The sequence below is a fragment of the Stenotrophomonas sp. SBJS02 genome (genome assembly GCF_020428325.2).
GTDB classification, from domain to species: domain Bacteria; phylum Pseudomonadota; class Gammaproteobacteria; order Xanthomonadales; family Xanthomonadaceae; genus Stenotrophomonas; species Stenotrophomonas africana.
The window spans coordinates 4,269,675-4,288,599 of the sequence record NZ_CP109812.1; the positions used below are offsets into that span (position 1 = coordinate 4,269,675).

At 68.0% G+C, this 18,925-nt stretch carries 15 protein-coding genes and 1 pseudogene; 11 read left to right on the top strand and 5 right to left on the bottom strand.

Annotated elements, in window-relative coordinates; genetic code table 11:
- Positions 1-118: 118 nt before the first annotated feature.
- The 9 genes and pseudogenes from FQS62_RS19700 to FQS62_RS19740 all read left to right on the top strand — a co-directional run bounded on the left by FQS62_RS19700 (position 119) and on the right by FQS62_RS19740 (position 9,678).
- Positions 119-1,252, top strand: coding sequence for a LysM peptidoglycan-binding domain-containing protein (locus tag FQS62_RS19700; protein WP_049449042.1), 1,134 nt, complete (start codon positions 119-121; stop codon positions 1,250-1,252).
- Positions 1,253-1,383: 131 nt separating this feature from the next.
- Positions 1,384-2,510, top strand: a pseudogene (gene dprA / locus FQS62_RS19705) (DNA-processing protein DprA).
- Between the two features lie 43 nt (positions 2,511-2,553).
- Positions 2,554-3,027 carry a DUF494 family protein gene (locus FQS62_RS19710; RefSeq protein ID WP_005411195.1) on the top strand — a complete coding sequence of 158 codons (474 nt, stop codon included), beginning with the start codon at positions 2,554-2,556 and terminating at the stop codon, positions 3,025-3,027.
- Between the two features lie 39 nt (positions 3,028-3,066).
- A complete protein-coding gene (locus FQS62_RS19715) occupies positions 3,067-3,819 on the top strand; it encodes a pilin (RefSeq protein WP_049449038.1) in 753 nt (250 codons plus the stop codon).
- Positions 3,820-3,868: 49 nt separating this feature from the next.
- Positions 3,869-4,801, top strand: a complete 933-nt coding sequence (locus tag FQS62_RS19720; RefSeq protein WP_049449036.1) for an RDD family protein — start codon at positions 3,869-3,871, stop codon at positions 4,799-4,801.
- Positions 4,802-4,993: 192 nt separating this feature from the next.
- Positions 4,994-7,486 (top strand): DNA topoisomerase I, encoded by a 2,493-nt coding sequence (locus FQS62_RS19725; protein WP_208042960.1) that lies wholly within the window; start codon positions 4,994-4,996, stop codon positions 7,484-7,486.
- A 98-nt stretch (positions 7,487-7,584) separates the two neighbouring features.
- Positions 7,585-8,175, top strand: coding sequence for an L-threonylcarbamoyladenylate synthase type 1 TsaC (locus FQS62_RS19730; protein ID WP_080354943.1), 591 nt, complete (start codon positions 7,585-7,587; stop codon positions 8,173-8,175).
- Between the two features lie 43 nt (positions 8,176-8,218).
- Positions 8,219-8,896, top strand: coding sequence for a DUF4124 domain-containing protein (locus tag FQS62_RS19735; RefSeq protein WP_049449029.1), 678 nt, complete (start codon positions 8,219-8,221; stop codon positions 8,894-8,896).
- Between the two features lie 35 nt (positions 8,897-8,931).
- Positions 8,932-9,678 carry a hypothetical protein gene (locus FQS62_RS19740; protein ID WP_208042959.1) on the top strand — a complete coding sequence of 249 codons (747 nt, stop codon included), beginning with the start codon at positions 8,932-8,934 and terminating at the stop codon, positions 9,676-9,678.
- A 94-nt stretch (positions 9,679-9,772) separates the two neighbouring features.
- On the opposite strand, the gene FQS62_RS19745 is transcribed toward FQS62_RS19740, so the two are convergent.
- Positions 9,773-10,549, bottom strand: a complete 777-nt coding sequence (locus FQS62_RS19745) for an SDR family oxidoreductase (RefSeq protein ID WP_049449024.1) — start codon at positions 10,547-10,549, stop codon at positions 9,773-9,775.
- Positions 10,550-10,660: 111 nt separating this feature from the next.
- On the opposite strand from FQS62_RS19745, the gene FQS62_RS19750 reads away from it, so the two are divergent.
- Positions 10,661-10,873 (top strand): hypothetical protein, encoded by a 213-nt coding sequence (locus FQS62_RS19750; protein ID WP_208042958.1) that lies wholly within the window; start codon positions 10,661-10,663, stop codon positions 10,871-10,873.
- Between the two features lie 98 nt (positions 10,874-10,971).
- Here the strand turns inward: FQS62_RS19750 and sppA are convergent, their stop codons facing one another.
- From sppA to FQS62_RS19770, 4 genes are all read right to left on the bottom strand, one after another.
- Positions 10,972-12,894 (bottom strand): signal peptide peptidase SppA, encoded by a 1,923-nt coding sequence (gene sppA, locus FQS62_RS19755; RefSeq protein WP_049449020.1) that lies wholly within the window; start codon positions 12,892-12,894, stop codon positions 10,972-10,974.
- A gap of 116 nt (positions 12,895-13,010) precedes the next feature.
- Entirely contained in the window at positions 13,011-14,375 is a 1,365-nt protein-coding gene (locus tag FQS62_RS19760) for an MATE family efflux transporter (protein WP_049449018.1), read from the bottom strand.
- Between the two features lie 297 nt (positions 14,376-14,672).
- On the bottom strand, positions 14,673-15,257 hold the full coding sequence (locus tag FQS62_RS19765) for a DUF3106 domain-containing protein (protein ID WP_208042957.1): 585 nt from the start codon (positions 15,255-15,257) through the stop codon (positions 14,673-14,675).
- A complete protein-coding gene (locus FQS62_RS19770) occupies positions 15,250-16,254 on the bottom strand; it encodes a hypothetical protein (protein WP_099590176.1) in 1,005 nt (334 codons plus the stop codon). Before FQS62_RS19770 ends, FQS62_RS19765 begins: the two co-directional genes overlap by 8 nt.
- 412 nt (positions 16,255-16,666) lie before the next feature.
- On the opposite strand from FQS62_RS19770, the gene FQS62_RS19775 reads away from it, so the two are divergent.
- Positions 16,667-18,844 (top strand): primosomal protein N', encoded by a 2,178-nt coding sequence (locus tag FQS62_RS19775; RefSeq protein WP_208042963.1) that lies wholly within the window; start codon positions 16,667-16,669, stop codon positions 18,842-18,844.
- The last annotated feature ends 81 nt before the right edge of the window (positions 18,845-18,925 follow it).

An 18,925-nucleotide genomic window follows, 5' to 3' on the forward strand; every position in this document is an offset into this window, starting at 1 on the left:
CCGGATAGGGGGCCGGCACGCCGGCATACGTCGCAGATTCTAGCTCCAACGCTTGCCTTGCGCCCCGGTTTCTGGACTATAGTGCGCGGACCTGTTGGGGAATCAGGGCTTCACACCTATGTTGCTTCGTTTTCGTACGGTCGTCGCCGCGGCGATGCTGACCGTGGCTGCCTATGCTACCGCCGTGGAAGTGAATGGCGGGCACCCGGACACCTATGTGGTCCGAAAAGGGGATACGTTGTGGGATATCGCCGCACGTTTCCTGCAGAAGCCGTGGCTGTGGCCGGAGATCTGGCAGGCCAATCCGCAGATCGCCAATCCGCACCTGATCTATCCCGGTGACGTGCTCAGCCTGGCCTATCTGGACCGGGTCACCGTGGCGGCCCAGCCCGGCCCGCGCCAGGAGGCCCCGATCGACGCCATTCCGCTGGCCCAGGTCGAGCCGTTCCTGAAGCAGCTGAGCGTGGTCGACAGCATCGAGCAGCTGCCCGCCGTTGTCGGCCTGGAAGAGGAACGCCTGCGCGTTACCGGCGGCAACACCGCCTATGTGCGCCTGGCCGATGCCCAGCTGGGCCAGCGCTGGGCCGTGGTGCGCCCGACCGTGCGCTATGCCCAGCCCAAGCCGACCGAAGACCTGACCGCCAACGGCGATGTCACGCCGGGCAGTGGCAACCTCTGGAAAGCCTACAACGCGCCCAACGCGCGCCGCGGCGTGCTCGGCTACGAGCTGGCCCAGGTCGCAACAGGCACCATCACCCGGGTCGCTGGCGGCAAGGTCGAGGCCTCCACGCTGGCGCTGGACAAGGACCTGGGCGGCCGTGAAGTGCGTGCCGGCGACCGCCTGGTGCCGGTCGAGGCCCGTCCGTACGACCTGCAGTTCGTGCCGCATGTACCGGCGGCCAGCGTCGAGGGCGTCGACGTGCGCGTGCTGGCGGTGACCGACATGTTCACTGCCGGTGGCCCGCGCGACGTGATCGCGATCTCGGCAGGGCGCACCCAGGGCGTGGACAACGGCACCGTGTTCTCGCTGTGGCGGCCGGGCCGCCATGTGACGGACCGCATGAAGTACCCGACCTCGTCGCGCATGGACGATGCCCTCAGCGGCAACGTGGGCCGGGTTGCGCTGCCGGATGAGTACGCCGCGCACGCGATGGTGTTCCGTACCTTCGACAACGTCAGCTACGCACTGGTGATGCAGGGCGTGAAGCCGGTGCGCGTGGGTTACAACGCACTGCATCCGGACGCGAAGTAACGGTTGCCGGGCTGCCCCGACCACCGCAGGTCGTGCCGGCCGCTGGCCGGCAGGCATCTCCGGCAAAGTCTGACAGCCGCATGCGAAGGCGCCCTAGGGCGCCTTTGTTGTATGCGCCCGATAGTGGGGGGATGACCAACCAAGCTGACGAGGCGCTGCTGCGCCTGTTGATGGCAGGCGGCGCGCTGGCGCCCCGGCGGGCCCTGCTGCAGGCCGCAGGCAGCGCGGAGATTGCCATCGCGCAGGGCGCCGCGAACTGGCGCGCGCACGGCTGTACGCCAGAGCAGTGCGCCGCACTGGAACGCCCGGATGCCCGGGCCTGGGCGGTGGCACGGCGCTGGCTGGAAGACGACAACCAGCACCTGCTGGCCTTTACCGATCCGGCATTCCCTCCGCCCCTGCAGGATGTCCCCAACCCACCCCTGGCGCTGTTCATCGCCGGCGATCCCAGTCTGGCCTGGCGCCCGTCGGTGGCGCTGGTCGGCAGCCGCTCGCCGACACCGGGCGGACGCGCGTTGGCAGCCCGGTTTGCCGGCTGCTTCGTCGAAGCCGGGCTGGCGGTGACCAGCGGCCTGGCGGCGGGCATCGACGCGGCCGCGCATCAGGCCACGCTGGACGCCGGTGGATGCACCGTGGCGGTCATCGGCACCGGCCCGGACCGTGCCTACCCGGACGGCCACGCACGGCTGCAAGCCCGGATCGCCACCGATGGCGCGGTGCTCAGCGAGTACCTGCCCGGAACGCCGGCACGCCCCGGCCACTTCCCCGCCCGCAACCGGCTGGTGGCCGGGTTGGCGCTGGCGACGGTGGTGGTCGAGGCCGCCCAGCGCTCGGGTGCCCTGATCACCGCACGCCTGGCTGCCGAGGCGGCCGCGAGGTCTGCGCCCTGCCCGGCTCGGTACTCAATCCACGCGCGGCGGGCTGCCATCGGCTGATCCGTGAGGGTGCCGCACTGGTCGAGCGCCCGGAGGAGGTCCTTGAACTGCTGGCCCCCGCCCTTCGCCAGCAGCTGCCGGGCTTGCAATCACGGTTGGCCACCCCCACTGAACAGGCACCGCCGGTACTCCTGCCGGCGCGCTGGGCCGACGACCCTGACTACCAGTGCTTGTGGCGGGCCCTGGACCACAACCCAAGCGGTATGGATTCACTGATCACGCGCTGTGGATTGACGGCGCCCCAGGTGTCCTCCATGCTGCTGGCCATGGAACTGGCGGGAATCGTGGTGTGCGTACACGGCCGCTACTGTCGAACTCCCTAGTTTCTTCACCTCCACAGCGTCGCGCGACGCAGGCCGAGGGGCAATGAAAGAGAGCATCCTGGATGTACTGCTGTACCTGTTTGAACACTATTTCAGCGAAGATGCGGACCTGATCCGTGACCGCGATTCGCTCCAGAACGGCCTGATCCAGGCCGGTTTCAGCCCAACCGAGATCAACAAGGCATTCGACTGGCTCGATGCCCTGGCCGCGCAGCGACCGAGCGTGGCCCAGGCGCGGGTCGATGGCCCCGTGCGCGTCTACCACGGCCCCGAGCTGGACAAGCTGGACGTGGAATGCCGCGGTTTCCTGCTGTACCTGGAACAGCACGGCATCCTCGACGCCGACCAGCGTGAACTGGTGCTGGACCGGGCGATGGCCCTGGACCAGGACGAACTGGACCTGGACGATCTGAAGTGGGTCGTCCTGATGGTGCTGTTCAACCAGCCCGGCTCCGAGGCGGCGTATGCCTGGATGGAGACGCAGATGTTCATGGACGAGCCAGAACCCCTGCACTGACCGTACACTTGGGGGCATAGCGCATTCAGGAGCGTCCCCGTGAGCGAGTGGTTCCATGCAGAAGGCAACCGGCAGCAGGGTCCGCTGCCGGCGGAACAGTTGGTCGAATTGTTCCGCAACAACCAGATCTCCCTGGACACCCTGGTCTGGCGCGACGGACTGCCGCAATGGCAGCCGTTGCGCACCGTGGTCGACGAACTCGGCCTGATCGTGCCGGCGCTGGACGCTTCCGCGCCCCCCGTGGAGCCCGAACCGGAACCGGTGGCACCGCCTCCGCCGCAGCCACCGGTGCTGCCGCCATCCACGCCCTACACCACCAGTGCATCGGCCACCGCCCTGCCGCCCCCGAAGAAGAAGCTGTCCGGCTGTGCCCTGACCGCCATCATCGGCGGCGGCCTGCTGTTGGTGCTGGTACCGATCGTGGCCATCCTGGCCGCCATCGCGCTGCCTGCCTACAACGACTACACCGTGCGCGCCAAGGTCGCCGGCGCCGTGACCGCGCTGCAGCCGTTGAAGGACCAGGTGCAGCACTTCGCCGATGACGAAGGCCGGTGCCCCGGTGCCAACGACGCCGGCTTCCCGGCCCCGGGCGACTTCACCCAGGCCGGCCTGTCGGCGGTGAACATCGGCCGCTTCAACAACGGCCACTGCGGCATCGAGGCCACCCTGGCCGTACCCGGCAAGAAACCCGATGGCGACCTGCTGTGGCTGGAATACGATCGCGACAGCGGCCGCTGGGAATGCAGCGGCGAAAGCGACGACAAGTACCTGCCGCCGTCGTGCCGCGGCTGAACCGCGCGCGCACCGGCACCTCCAAGGACGACCCAACAGGGAACATGCAATGACTGAGTGGTACTACGCCGAAGGACAGCAACGCCAGGGCCCGCTACCGGTCCAGGAGATCCGCCAGCGCTTCCAGCGCGGCCAACTGAACCTGGACACCCTGGTCTGGCGCGAAGGCATGGCGCAGTGGGCTGCGCTGCGCCAGGTGGTCGACGAACTCGGACTGCAGACGCTGGCCGACGCCAGCACGGCCACCAGCAGCGGCGGCTTCGACCTGCGTGGCGACTATGCTGCCATCGACAACGGCAGCGCCCCCCTGCCGGGCACCGGCGCGCTCAGCAGCTCGCCCTACAGCGCCCCGGCAGCGGCCGGTGCCGCTGGCCATGCCCAGCCGGTGATGGGTGGCGAAGTGGTCTACGCGGGCTTCTGGAAGCGCGTGGCCGCCTACATGATCGACTACTTCGTGCTGGTCATCCCCGGCAGCATCATCGGCGCCATCCTCGGCGTGGTGCTCGGCGCCAGCATGGGCGCGATAGGCAGCGGCGAATCGGCCATCGAAGTGGTCGCCCAGCTGTCCAGCGCGCTGATCAACTTCGCCATCGGCATGGCGTACTACACCTGGTTCCATGCCTCGAAGGGCGGTGCCACGCTGGGCAAGATGGCGGTCGGCATCAAGGTCGTGCGCAGCAATGGCGAACGCCTGACCAAGGCGCGCGCATTTGGTCGCTACTGGGCCATGCTGCTGAGCAGTTTCACCCTCGGCATCGGCTTCCTGATGGCGGCGTTCACCGAGCGCAAGCAGGGCCTGCACGACATGATCTGCGACACCCTGGTGGTCGACCGCTGGGCCTACACCGACCAGCCGCAGCTGCAGCGCCGGGAGCTGGGGACGGTCACCGTGCTGGTGCTGGTGCTGACCGGCCTGCTGTCGCTGGTGGGCCTGGCCCTGCTGGTATTCGCAGTCGGCTTCATCGCCAAGATGGCCTCCTGAACGGCCATCCTCACGCCTCGCTGCTTGACACGGGCTGTCCGGGCGTGATTCCTCTAATAAGGTGAAACTGAACGCCCGGCACATTACCGGGCGTTCAGTTTATGGATTTGCCCGTGGCCGCTTCACTAATGCGGCCGTTTGCTCCACCCTAGCGGCCCCTCCCCTGCGGCTCGCCCCACAGACACCTCTGCCATGCCCAAGCACCTGCTCATCGTCGAATCGCCGGCCAAGGCCAAGACGATCAACAAATACCTCGGCAAGGACTACACGGTCCTGGCCTCGTATGGGCACGTGCGCGACCTGATTCCGAAGGAAGGCGCGGTCGACCCGGACAACGGGTTCGCCATGCACTACGACGTGATCGAGAAGAACGAAAAGCATGTCGATGCGATCGCCAAGGCCGCCAAGGGCGCCGACGACATCCTGCTGGCGACCGACCCGGATCGCGAGGGTGAGGCGATCAGCTGGCATATCGCCGAGATCCTGAAGGAACGCGGGCTGGTCAAGGACAAGCCGATGCAGCGCGTGGTGTTCACCGAGATCACCCCGCGCGCCATCAAGGAAGCGATCAGCCAGCCGCGCGCGATCGCCAGTGACCTGGTCGATGCCCAGCAGGCGCGCCGCGCGCTGGACTACCTGGTCGGCTTCAACCTGTCGCCGGTGTTGTGGCGCAAGGTCCAGCGCGGCCTGTCCGCCGGCCGCGTGCAGAGCCCGGCGCTGCGCATGATCGTCGAGCGCGAGGAAGAGATCGAAGCCTTCATCGCCCGCGAGTACTGGTCGATCGCCGCCGAGTGCGCGCACCCGTCGCAGCACTTCAACGCCAAGCTGATCAAGCTGGACGGGCAGAAGTTCGAGCAGTTCACCATCACCGATGGCGACACCGCTGAAGCGGCGCGCATGCGCATCCAGCAGGCCGCGCAGGGTTCGCTGCACGTCACCGACGTGGCCAGCAAGGAGCGCAAGCGCCGCCCGGCGCCGCCGTTCACCACTTCCACCCTGCAGCAGGAAGCCTCGCGCAAGCTCGGCTTCACCACCCGCAAGACCATGCAGGTGGCACAGAAGCTGTATGAAGGCGTGGCGATTGGCGACGAAGGCACCGTCGGCCTGATCTCGTACATGCGTACCGACTCGGTGAACCTGTCGCAGGACGCGCTGGCCGAGATCCGCGATGTGATCGCCCGCGACTACGGCATCGCCTCGCTGCCGGACCAGCCGAACACCTACCAGACCAAGTCGAAGAACGCCCAGGAAGCGCACGAAGCGGTGCGCCCGACCTCGGCGCTGCGCACGCCTGCGCAGGTCGCGCGCTACCTGACCGATGACGAGCGCAAGCTGTACGAGCTGATCTGGAAGCGCGCGGTGGCCTGCCAGATGATTCCGGCCACGCTCAACACCGTCAGCGTCGACCTGTCCGCCGGCAGCGAACACGTGTTCCGTGCCAGTGGCACTACCGTGGTGGTGCCCGGCTTCCTGGCCGTGTACGAAGAAGGCAAGGACAACAAGAGCGCCGAGGACGAGGACGAAGGCCGCAAGCTGCCGGCGATGAAGCCCGGCGACCGCGTGCCGCTGGAACGCATCCAGGCCGAACAGCATTTCACCCAGCCGCCGCCGCGCTACACCGAAGCGGCGCTGGTGAAGGCGCTGGAAGAGTACGGCATCGGCCGTCCCTCGACCTACGCCTCGATCATCCAGACCCTGCTGTTCCGCAAGTACGTGGAAATGGAAGGCCGCAGCTTCCGCCCGTCCGACGTCGGCCGTGCGGTGTCCAAGTTCCTGTCCAGCCACTTCACCCGGTACGTGGACTACGACTTCACCGCCAAGCTCGAAGACGAGCTCGATGCCGTCTCGCGTGGCGAAGAAGAGTGGATCCCGCTGATGGCCCGCTTCTGGGAGCCGTTCAAGGAGCTGGTGGAAGACAAGAAGGAATCGGTCGACCGTGCCGAGGCCAGTGGCGCGCGTGAGCTCGGCACCGACCCGAAGACCGGCAAGCCGGTCAGCGTGCGGCTGGGCCGCTTCGGGCCCTACGCGGCCATCGGCAGCACCGCCGAGGACGCCGAGGAGAAGCCCAAGTTCGCTTCGCTGCGCCCTGGGCAGTCGATGCACACCATCTCGCTGGAAGACGCGCTGGAACTGTTCCTGATGCCGCGCGCGCTGGGCGAGGACAACGGCGAGCCGGTCAGCGTCGGCATTGGTCGCTTCGGCCCGTTCGCCAAGCGTGGCAGCACCTATGCCTCGCTGAAGAAGGAAGACGACCCGTACACCATCGACCTGGCCCGCGCCGTGTTCCTGATCGAAGAGAAGGAAGAGATCGCGCGCAACCGGATCATCAAGGAGTTCGAGGGCAGCGACATCCAGGTGCTGAACGGCCGCTTCGGCCCGTACATCAGCGATGGCAAGATGAACGGCAAGATCCCCAAGGATCGCGAACCGGCATCGCTGACCCTGGCCGAAGTGCAGCAGCTGATGGAAGAAACTGGCAAGCCTGTGCGCAAGGGCTTCGGCGCCAAGAAGGCCGCTGCGAAGAAGGCACCGGCCAAGAAGGCGGCGGTGAAGAAGGAAGCCGCGCCGAAGAAGGCCGCTGCAAAGAAAGCGCCTGCCAAGAAGGCCCCGGCCAAGAAAGCGGTGAAGAAGGCGGCCGCGAAGAAGGCACCGGCCAAGAAGACCGTCAAGAAGGCCGCGAAGTAGCTCCACGCCATGCGTGGGTGAGGTTGCAAGGTGTGCGGACCAACGGTCCGCACCTACCATCCGCACCCACCACCCCTTCTGCACGCAGCAGGGAGATAATGGAGGCCCACGCCGGGCCGGTCGCCGCCATGAAAGAACTCACCCTGGACTCTGCTGTCGCCACGCTCCGCGCGGGCGGCGTGATCGCCTACCCCACCGAAGCGGTCTGGGGCCTGGGCTGTGATCCCTCGCACGAAGCGGCAGTGCACATGGTGCTGCGGCTGAAGCAGCGCCCGATCGAGAAAGGCATGATCCTGGTCGCGGCCGAACTGGCGCAGCTGGAAGGCTGGGTGCGCCTGCAGGCGCTGCCCGACGCCCGCCAACGCGCCGTGCTGGCCAGCTGGCCCGGCGCCAACACCTGGATCCTTCCCGCCGGCCCGCGCGCGCAGCCCTGGGTCACCGGTGAACACAGTGGTATCGCGGTGCGCATCAGCGCGCACCCGCTGGTGGCCGAACTCTGCCGCGCCTGGGGCGGCCCGCTGGTCTCCACCAGCGCCAACCTGGCCGGAGAACCACCGGCACGCAGTCGCGAAGAGCTGGACCCGCGCCTGCTGCGCCTGCTCGATGGCATCCTCGATGGGCAGACCGGTGGCCTGGCCCAACCCACCCCGATCCGCGACGCGCTCAGCGGCAACGTGCTGCGTTCCTGAGCCGGCGATTGCGCTGCTGCGGACAATCACGCACCCTGCCGCCATGACCCTGCTGCGCGCCACCCTCAGCCTGTGCCTGCTGCTGCCGTGGACGGCGCCCGCCGCCGACGACGTGCGGGTGTACCGCTGCGTTGCCAGCAACGGGGCCGTTGCCCTGCAGGACACGCCCTGCAACAGCGGCCGCCAGCAGGTGCGCGACCTGCAGCGCCCGCGCGATCCCGCTCCACGGGTGGTGCGCAGTGATGCCACGCCCCCGCCGCCCAGCGAAACCCCGGTCATCCGCGAGCGCGAAGTCCGCCACGTCTACATCCAGCCGCCGCAGCCGATGTACGAGTGCGTGAGCGAAGACGGCCAGCGCTATACCAGCGACAACAACGAAGGCAATCCGCGTTGGGTACCGTTGTGGACCAGCGTCTGGCTGCCACACGGTCATCGTGGCCCGGCCTACCCTGGACCACGCCCGGCCATCGGCACGCCGATCGGCGAAGGCGCAGGTTATCGCCCCCCTTCGATCAGCATGGGCGTGCAGGTTCCGGCCGGCAGCGTGCTGGTCCGCGACAGCTGCCATGCGTTGCCGCCGCAGGAAGTCTGCGCGCGCCTGCGCGACCGTCGCTGGGAACTTGACCGGCGCTACAACAGCGCACTGCAGAGCGAACGCACCGCCATCAGCAACGAACAGCGCGGCATCGATGCGCGCCTGTCGCGCGATTGCGAACGCTGAGCGCAGCACGCCGTCGCAGCCTGTACGCTGTGCGCATGAACCGAGTGATCTGGCTGCTCCTGGTGCTGTTGCCCGCAAGCACGTTGGCCGAAGAGGGCGTGATCTACCGCTGTACCTCCAGCAGCAGTGACGTCCCTACCCTGCAGCGCACGCCGTGCCCCACCGGCAGCAAGCAGCAGGTGCTGCGCATACCCGACCCGGCCAACACGCAGCCGGCGGCCGCTGCACCGGTGACCGCCGACCCTGCACCCGCCCCCGTCGAAACACCCGCGCCGGTGCCGGCCGGACCGGCCGTTACCCCGAGTGCCCCAGCGAAACCACGACGCGCGGACGAAGGACGCACGATCATGGAGGCAGGCATGGTCGAACACGAAGGCGACGACCAGATCCTCGACAGCGCGACGCTGCGCCGCGATGCCGAGGCCCGCGCCGCCGCTGGTGACGGTCCACCGAAGCCGCCGCTTCCTCCGATCTTCCAGTGCACCGACAGCCAGGGTGGCGGCTACCTGTACGAGTACGAGGCCGCGCCCGGCCGCTGCGAGCTGATGACGGTACAGGGCCTGGGTGGAGTGACGCCGGTGAATGCTGCCAGCTGTGAAGTGGTGCGCGACCACTGCGAAGCGCTTCCCGAAGCGCAGCGTTGCGGTGGTTGGCAGCAGCGCTTCCGCGATGCCCGCGGCCGTGAGCGCTTTGCCGCGCCGGAGAACCGCAGTACCGCGCGCGGTGAACGCGAGCGGCTGCAGGGCGTGCTGGAAGCCAGCAGCTGCCCGGTGCCGGGGTGACAGCCACCCGGTAGTGCCGGCCGCTGGCCGGCAACCACAGGATCTTCAGATGATTGCAGTTGCCGGCCAGCGGCCGGCACTACCCGCTGAAAGATCAGAACCCGTAGCGCAGGAAACCCCCATCCACCGCGATGCACTCGCCGGTGACATAGCTGGCCGCCGGCAGGCACAGGAAGCCCACGGCTGCGGCCACTTCCTCCGGCTCGCCAATGCGGCGCATCGGCGTGCGGTTGATCACTTCCTCGTAGTAATCCGGGTCCGACAACGGGCCGGACGTGCGCCGCGTGCGGATGTACCACGGCGCCACCGCATTGACCCGGATGCCATCCTCGGCCCACTCCACTGCCAGGTTGCGGGTCATCTGATGCATCGCCGCCTTGGTCATGCCGTAGACCACACCGCTGCGCACGTGGGTCAGGCCGGACACGCTGCCGACGTTGACGATGGACGACGACGCGTGGCGGGCCAGCAGCGGATGCGCGTAGCGCGACAGCTCGAACGCCGAGAACAGGTTGGTCTCGAAGATCTTCCGCCATTCGTCCTCGGAGTACTCCGTGGCCGCCTTGGTGACGTTGCCGCCGGCATTGTTGACCAGGATGTGCAGGCCATCGCTGTAGTCCTCCACCCAGTCCAGGATCTGGCGGCGGTCCTCGTCGTCGGAAACATCGGCGGCCAGCGCATTCACCTGCATCTGCGGATACACATCCAGCAGTTCGTCGCGCGCGGTCTCCAGCATGTCGATATCGCGGCCAACGATCATCAGGTCGGCACCGAGCCCCGCCAGTTCATGCGCGATGGCCAGGCCGATGCCGGCGCTGGCGCCGGTGATCAGTGCCGTCTGGCCGTCCAGGCGCCACCGTTGCTGGGTCATGTGTCCTCCGGGGCCGTGCCCACTGCATTTCGATGCCGCAAGGATACGCGCTCACGGCGGCGCCCTGCCGGTGATGCGACACTGCCCGTACGCCCACCGCGGAGAGCCGCCATGCGCATCCTGATCCTGTCCACATCCGTGCTGGCCAGCCTGCTGCTGGCGGCCTGCCAGCGGCCACCGACGCCAAACCCGGAGAAGCCACCGGCACCTCAGGCGATGGCACGCGCGATGCATGAGCCGCTGGACCGCGCCAAGGGCGTGCAGAAAACCGTGGACGATGCCGCCGCGCGTGAGCGCAAGGCCGAGGCCGAAGCGACGCAGTGACCTGTGGGGTCAGAGCCCATTGCGCTGCAGAGGGATCCGGCCCCATGAACGAAAACGCCCGGCCAAGGCCGGGCGTTTTCATTCGTTACCGTTGCCGATCAGAACCCGCAGAAGCAGTACGCCAACGCCTTCACCGGTGCGCCATTGCCCTTTTCGCGGGCCGCGTTCTCGACGAAGCGCAACTGAGTGTCCACTTCCGGCATCGTGCGTGCCAGCATCATCCGCGCCATGCCCGAATCGGACAGCATCCAGGCACCGGCGCGGCTGCCAGCGAACCCGCTGACGAACTGCGCGAACGGCGTGGCTGCCTTCTCGATGTAGCGCACGCGGTAGGCATCGGCCTTGCCGAGCTTGGCGCGACTGGCGGCGTCGGCCACGGCATCCTTCAGGCCACCGAAGGCGTCAACCAGGCCACGTTCCTTGGCCTGTGCACCGCTCCACACGCGGCCACGGGCCACTTCGTCGACAGCCTCGACTGGCTTCTTGCGGGCGTCGGCGACGCGACCGGTGAAGTCGGCGTATCCCTTGTTGATCACCGTCTGGATGACCTGGCCCACCGCCGGATCCATCGGACGGGTGACATCGAAGGCACCCGCGAAACGGGTGGTGCCGACACCATCGGTATGCACGCCGATCTTGTCCAGCGCGCGGCTGAAGTTCGGCACCATGCCGAAGATGCCGATCGAACCGGTGATGGTCGACGGATCGGCATAGATGCGATCGGCATTCATACTGATCCAGTAGCCACCGGAGGCCGCCAGGTCGCCCATCGACACCACCACCGGCTTGCCGGCGGCCTGCAGGGCCACCACTTCGCGACGGATCTGCTCGGAGGCGAACACTTCACCACCCGGCGAATTGACGCGCAGCACCACCGACTTCACGTTCTCGTCGTCACGCGCGGCACGCAGCAGCGCCGAGGTCGATTCGCCACCGATGCGGCCGGCCGGGAGATCGCCGCCGCTGATTTCGCCGGCGGCCACCACTACCGCCACCTGCGGACGGTTGTCGACCGGATTGCGGCGCGCATCGAGCTGGCCCAGGTAGGTGCCGAAGTCGACGTTGCGGAAACCACCGTCGGCATCGTCATCGGCCACGCCGCGCTCGATCATCAGATCCTCGAACTCCTCGCGAGTCTTCAGTGACGTCACCAGCTTCTGCTGCAGGGCGAACTTGGCCAGGTCGCCACCGGCGGCGGCGATGCCTTCCGGCAGCGTGTCGATGCCGGCGGCCAGCTGTGCCGGGTCCAGGCGACGGGCCTTGGCGATGTCGCCCAGGTAGCGCTGCCACACGTCGTTCATCCAGAACAGGTCGGCTTCCTTGGAGGCCGGCGACGCAGCGTCAAGCACGTACGGCTCGGCCGCGGACTTGTACTCGCCTACCTTGAACAGGTGCACGTCCACGCCCAGCTTGTCCTGCAGGCCGGTGCGGAAGTACTGGCGATAGCGGCCCAGGCCTTCGAGCACGACCGAACCCATCGGGTCCAGGTAGACCTCGTCGGCCTGCGCGGCCAGCAGGTACTGCGACTGGCCCATGCTCTCGCTGTAGGCCACCAGCTGCTTGCCGGAGGCGCGCAGATCCTGCAGCGCGGCGGCCACTTCACGCAGCGAGGCGAAGCCGGACGGCTGCAGTTTGTCCAGCTCCAGCACCACGCGCTCGATCTTCTTGTCTTCCTTGGCCGACTCGATCACCCGCAGCAGGTCACGCAGCTGTATCTCTTCGGCGCCGTTGTCACCTACCGCCTTGGCCAGCGCGCGGCTGACCGGATCGGCACTGAACTGCTCGACCAGGCGGCCTTCCGGTGCGATCACCAGGGTGGTGCGGTCCTGCAGCGACTTGCTGGCACCGGCGCCCATGCCGGCAGCGATGACGAACATCACCAGCAGCAGGAACAGCAGGCCGAAGAACACCAGGTTGAGGATCAACCTGCGGGTGAAGTTCATGACGTCCCACAGCCCGATGAAGAAACTGGCGACGGGGTTGCGACGCGCCGGGGGCAGCGGGGGCACGGGTTGATTCATGGAACGCTCCGGATGGCTTCTTGCCGTGGTGCCAGCATAGCCGGTGCCGCGTGATGCAGCATCGGACACAAGTCAGGGGATCGCCCGCCATGGGTCGGCATGGCGGGCGGGACGGATCAGGACAACATCGACTGGCCGACGCGCAGGCTGCTGCGGCGCAGGCGCCAGCCCATCAGGATGGCGGCGGCGGTCAGGCCGACGATCAGGCCGATCCACATGCCCTGCGGGCCCATGCCCAACCCCAGGCCGAGCCCGGCGCCGAGCGGCATGCCCAGGCCCCAGTACGCGAACATGGCGATGAACATTGGCACCCGGGTGTCCTTCAGGCCGCGCAGCGCGCCGGCCGACAGCACCTGGATGCCATCCGGGAACTGGAAGGTGGCCGCGTACAGCAGCAGGGTCGAGGCCAGGCCGGCCACCGCCAGGTCGTTGGTGTAGACACCGACGATGGCATCGTGGCCGAACAGCAGTACCGCCGCCGAGAGCGTCTGCGTGCCCATGATGATCGCGTAGCCGGCCCAGGCCGCACGCCGTACACCGAAGCCATCGCCACGGCCGACCGCATGGCCGACGCGCACGGTGGTGGCCTCGGCCACGCCCATCGGAATCATGAAGCACAGCTGGGCGACGTTGATCGCGATCTGGTGCGCGGCCGCTTCGTTGGCACCGAGGCGCCCGATCAGCAGCGCGGTGACGATGAACAGGCCGCCCTCCATCAGCACGGTAATGCCGATCGGCAGGCCGGTGCGCAGCAGATCCCAGATCGCCGACCAGCGCGGTCCTTCGAAGTGCGAGAACAGCTGCAGGTGGGCGAAGCGCTTGGTGAACCACAGGTAGGTGGCGAAGGCGATCGCCTGCAGCCACATCATCACCGCCGAGGCGATGCCCAGGCCCTCGGCACCCATTTCCGGGAAGCCCAGCTTGCCGTTGGCCAGCACGTAGCCCATCGGCGCCAGCACCAGCAGGCCGCCGAAGCCGAGCAGCATGGTCGGCAGCGTCCAGTGCATGCCCTCGCTCAGATAGCGCATGCAGAAGTACAGGGTCAGCGCCGGGCCGCCCCAACGCACCGCATGCAGGAACGCGGTCGCCCCCGGCACGATGTCCGGTGCGATGCCGAATGCCGGCAGCAGCGGCGGCACCACGGTGAGGAAGGTGAACATGATCAGGCCAAGGCCCAACGCCAGCCACAGTGCCTGGCGGAACAGCGGGCCGATCTCGCGCTCGCGGCCGGCGCCATGCAGCTGCGACACCGAAGCGGTGAGCGAGATCAGGGTGCCGATCGGGATCAGCATCGGCAGCCACAACAGCGCCGTGCCGATGGTCACCGCGGCCAGGGTCGCGGTGGCATGGTGGCCGGCAATGACGTTGTCGACGAAGGAGATCAGACCGGTGGACACATGCCCGAGCACAAGCGGCAGGGCGAGCAGACCGGTGGCGCCGACTTCCTTGCTGAAGCGCGGCGTGGAGGTTGCAGTAGACATAAGGTGCTTGACGCGAACTGCGGTTGCGCGCGAAGGGCACAGGCACCGGGTTGCGGGCCGCCATCTTACGCGTGCGGCGCGCGCATTCCCATGACATGGCGTGAATGCTGGGTTTCAGCGGGCCCCGGCATCACGCGTTGCGATCGCGTTACCGGGGGAAAACGCCCGCCCTGTAGAGTCAACTGTCAGTCGACTTCCGCGCGCAGCGCGAGGTTTTCGCGGTTCTGTATGAAGAGCAGTCGACCAACAGTCGACGCTACCCCGTCGACGTTACCCCTGGACGCTACGCCTTCCGGTTTACTGCCCCGCCTGGCGCTTGAGCCAGGTGTCGCGCTCGGCGGGCGGCACGGCGAGGAACGCGCTGCGCACGGTGTCGCGTTCCTGCGGTGGTGTGCGTTGCGCGACCAGGGTGAGCTGGGCCAGCTGCGCCGGGCTGAGCTGGCGCAGCACGGCCAGCGCGGCCTCGCGCTGTTCCGGCGGCACGAAGCCGAACAGGCCGTGCAGCTTGGGGAATTCCAGGCCCAGCTGCGGGCCCAGCCGCCAGCCTTCGCGGAATGCCTGGTCCTGCGCCTGGAACTGCTGACGCAGCCGTTGCTGCTGCTCGGCCGGCAGTGCGTTGAATCGCGCAGCGGCCTGACGGATCCGCTCGCGTTCGCTCTCGGGCAGGGCGCGCCAGGCCGCGTAGTCGGCGCGACGCTGGCGTTGCTGCGGGGCGTCGAGCTGGGTGAACGCAGCCGGCGTCGTGCTTGTGGAGGCCGGGACCGGGGCCGCCGGCGAACTCCCCGGCACTGGCGGCGGCAGCGGTACGTTCAAGGTCTGCGGCGCGGCGGAAAGCGACAACGGCAGGGCCAGCAGCAGGCTGGCGAACAGGGTCTTATTCATCGGCAGCAGCGGTTTCCAGCGTGGCGCTGGCCGGCTCGGGCCGGCTCGGCTTGGATTGCGATTCGTCCACCGGCAGTGGGCCACCGGCCGCCGTCCACGCATACAGATCGGCATCGGCCACCAGCGGATAATCGCGGTCGGCCAGCATCGTGGCGTCGTCCGCGGCCTGCGCAGGGGTCGCGTCCGGCGTGGCGTTGACCTTGCTTGGCGGCAGTGCTTCCACCGTGACCGGCCCCGCTTCACCCACCACGCCTTCCGGCAACGGGGCATCGCTGCCGAACGAATGCCCCTGCCAGTAGCGCCAGCCCAGCGCGGCGGCCAGCAGTACCGCCACCGTGACCAGCAGGATCAGTGGGCCGCGCCAGCGCGGCTTGGCATTCGCACGACGGCGCTTGCCGCTGGCGGGCGCACGCTCATCGCGCTGTGGTGCACGCCAGCTGGCGGTCGGGGTTTCATTGTTGGCAGCCGGCGCGGCGGGTTGCTGCAGCTGCTGCAGGCGCTTGGCCGGCAGGTCGCGGATACGCGCCTGCACCTGTTCGGCCAGCTGGCGCCAAGCCGAGGCATCGGGCTGGCCGTGCACATCGCGCGGGCAGGCGTCGGCCAGCAGTTGCTGGTAGCCGGCCTCATCCTGGTCGAGCACGCGCATCGCGATGCCTTCATCCAGGCTGCCGCCCACCCGCAGCAGCAGCGCCAGGCGCGGCAGCGATCCCATCTCGCCCAGCGCAGCCAACGGCGGCGCCCACTGACCGCCCACCGGCTCGCGCAATACCTGGCGCTGGCCCAGCAGGGTCCAGAAGCGGGTCGGCCACTGCGCCATCGGCAGGTCACTGGCGACCGCCGCAAACGCGCGCATCACCGCCACCAGGGTCTGCTCGGCGCGGGCAGCATCGCCGCACTGCAGTTCAGCCACCACCAAGGCGCGGCGTTCAACGCCTCGCAGGAACGCCGACAGCGCGCCGGCCGCGGTCGAGGAAACAGGGGCGGGCACAGCCGTCATCGGTCACTCCAAAGGTCTGCCCGCATGATAGCGGCAGGCCATCGGCGCCCGTAGGACTTGCGTCAGCAGGCACTTCGTGCTGCAGGTTGTGCACAGCACCAAGACCCGACTGCGGAAAACTGGGGCATCCAGCTGAATTCACTCTGTTTCAGCTTTGTTTCACACTTAAATTGTTGATTTTGAATGCTTTTACCATGTGGCTATTTTTTGACCAACCCGAGCATGAGGCCGTCGCTATCGGCCTTCTGCGTTTCCGCTGGCGGTTAACACACAACGTTATCCACAGAACATGTGGATAAGACTGAATCTCCAATGGACTCCGATATTTAGGTGACATTTATGCTTCAACGGGCATCGCCCGGCCACGCCCGCTCCTGCCATTCGCGCGCGCATGGGCCGTTACACTGGCCCGATGCTTTCACCGATTCCGACCCTGCAGGTCGCCCTCCCCGTCCCCCTGCCCCGCCTGTTCGACTACCTGTCGCCGGAGGGCGAGGCCCCCACGGCGGCGGTCGGCTGCCGTGTGAAGGTGCCGTTCGGCAACCGCGAACTGGTCGGCGTGGTGGTCGGCCACGGCCAGGCCGACGACGGTCAGGGCCTGCGCCAGGCGCTGGCCTGGTGCGATCCGCAGCCGCTGCTGCAGGGTGAGCTGTGGCAGAGCCTGCAGTGGCTGGCGCGCTACACCCACGCACCGCTGGGCGAGGTGCTGAGCACCGCCCTGCCCGGCCCGCTGCGCCATGGCGAGACCCTGCCCGACACCCACCACTGGGGCTGGCAGCTGACCGCCGAAGGACGCCTGCAGCGCGGGAAGCTGCGCGCCGGCAGCCGCCCCCGGCAGTTGGCAGAACTGCTGGCCGAGGCCGTGGTGGATGAGGATGTGCTGGGCGAACGCATGCAGGACTGGCGCACCGCCGCGCGCAGCCTGGCCAAGCGTGATCTGGCCGAGCGCGTGGCGCTGAGCGTGGCGCCCCAACATGCGCAGCCACTGCCCGGTCCAACGCTCAACCCGGACCAGGCCGAGGCCGTGGCCGCGATCAACGCCGCCGAAGGCTTCCAGCCCTTCCTGCTGGATGGCGTGACCGGCAGCGGCAAGACCGAGGTCTACCTGCAGGCCATCATCCACTGCCTGGCCCAAGGCAAGCAGGCGCTGGTGCTGGTGCCGGAAATCGGCCTGACCCCGCAGACCCTGGCACGCTTCCGCGGCCGCCTCGGCATCGCCGTGCATGCACTGCACTCGGGGTTGAACGACAACGAGCGCGCGCGCGTCTGGGCGGCGGCCTCACGTGGCGAGGCACGGGTCATCGTCGGCACCCGCTCGGCGGTGTTCACGCCATTGCCGCAAGCCGGCCTGCTGATCGTCGACGAGGAACACGACGGCAGCTACAAGCAGCAGGACGGCATCCGCTATCACGCGCGCGATTTCGCTCTGGTGCGCGCCAAGGCACTCGGCATCCCGGTGCTGCTGGGCAGCGCTACGCCTTCACTGGAGACGCTGCACAACGCCTATGCCGGGCGCTACACCCACCTGCGCCTGAAGCAGCGTGCCGGTGATGCACGGCCGCCACGCGTGCGCATCCTCGATGTGCGCAAGCGGCCGCTGCACGATGGCCTTTCGGCCGACGTGCTGGCCGGTATCGGCGAACACCTGCAGCGTGGCCAGCAGGTGCTGGTGTTCAAGAACCGCCGCGGTTACGCGCCGGTGCTGCTGTGCCACGACTGTGGCTGGACCGCACCGTGCAACCGCTGCGATGCACCGATGACCGTGCATGGCGGCGGCCGTCGCCTGCAGTGCCATCACTGCGGCGCGCGGCAACCGGCACCGTTGGCCTGCCCGGCCTGTGGCAGCCTTGCGCTGCAGCCGCAGGGTATCGGCACCGAACGACTGGAAGAACATCTGGTCAGTGCCTTCGCAGATTTCCCGGTGGTGCGCATCGACCGCGGCACCACGTCGCGACGTGACGCGCTGGAACAGCAGCTGGCGAAACTGGGCGACCAGCCCGGCATCCTGGTCGGCACGCAGATCCTGGCCAAAGGCCACGACCTGCCCAAGCTGACCCTGGTGGTGGTGGTTGGCATCGATGAGGGCCTGTTCTCAGCCGACTTCCGCGCCAGCGAAAAACTGGCGCAGCAGCTGATCCAGGTCGCAGGACGCGCGGGACGTGCACGTGATCCTGGTGAGGTCTGGCTGCAGACCCATCATCCCGGGCACCCGCTGCTGGAAACCCTGGTGAGCGGTGGCTACCACCCGTTCGCGCAGGCCGAGTTGAACCAGCGCCAGGCCGCCGGATTCCCGCCCTTCGCGCATCTGGCGCTGATGCGCGCCGAGGCACAGCAGGTGGAGCATGCCAATGCGTTCCTGCTGGCGGCGCGGCAACTGCTGGGGGAACAGAATGTAGTCGAGGCCTATGGGCCGATGCCGGCGCCGATGCCGCGGCGTGCCGGCTACCAGCGCACCCAGCTGCTGCTGTCGGCGCTGCAGCGGCCGCCGTTGCATGGGGTGCTTTCGCAGTTGGTACCGCAGCTGTACGCGCTGCCGGAAGCACGCAAGGTACGCTGGTCGCTGGATGTGGATCCGATGGACCTGTATTGATCCGGTCGATGCTGCGTAGAGTCGAGCTTGCTCGACTGCCTCATGCAGAAGCAGTCGAGCAAGCTCGACTCTACCAACGGC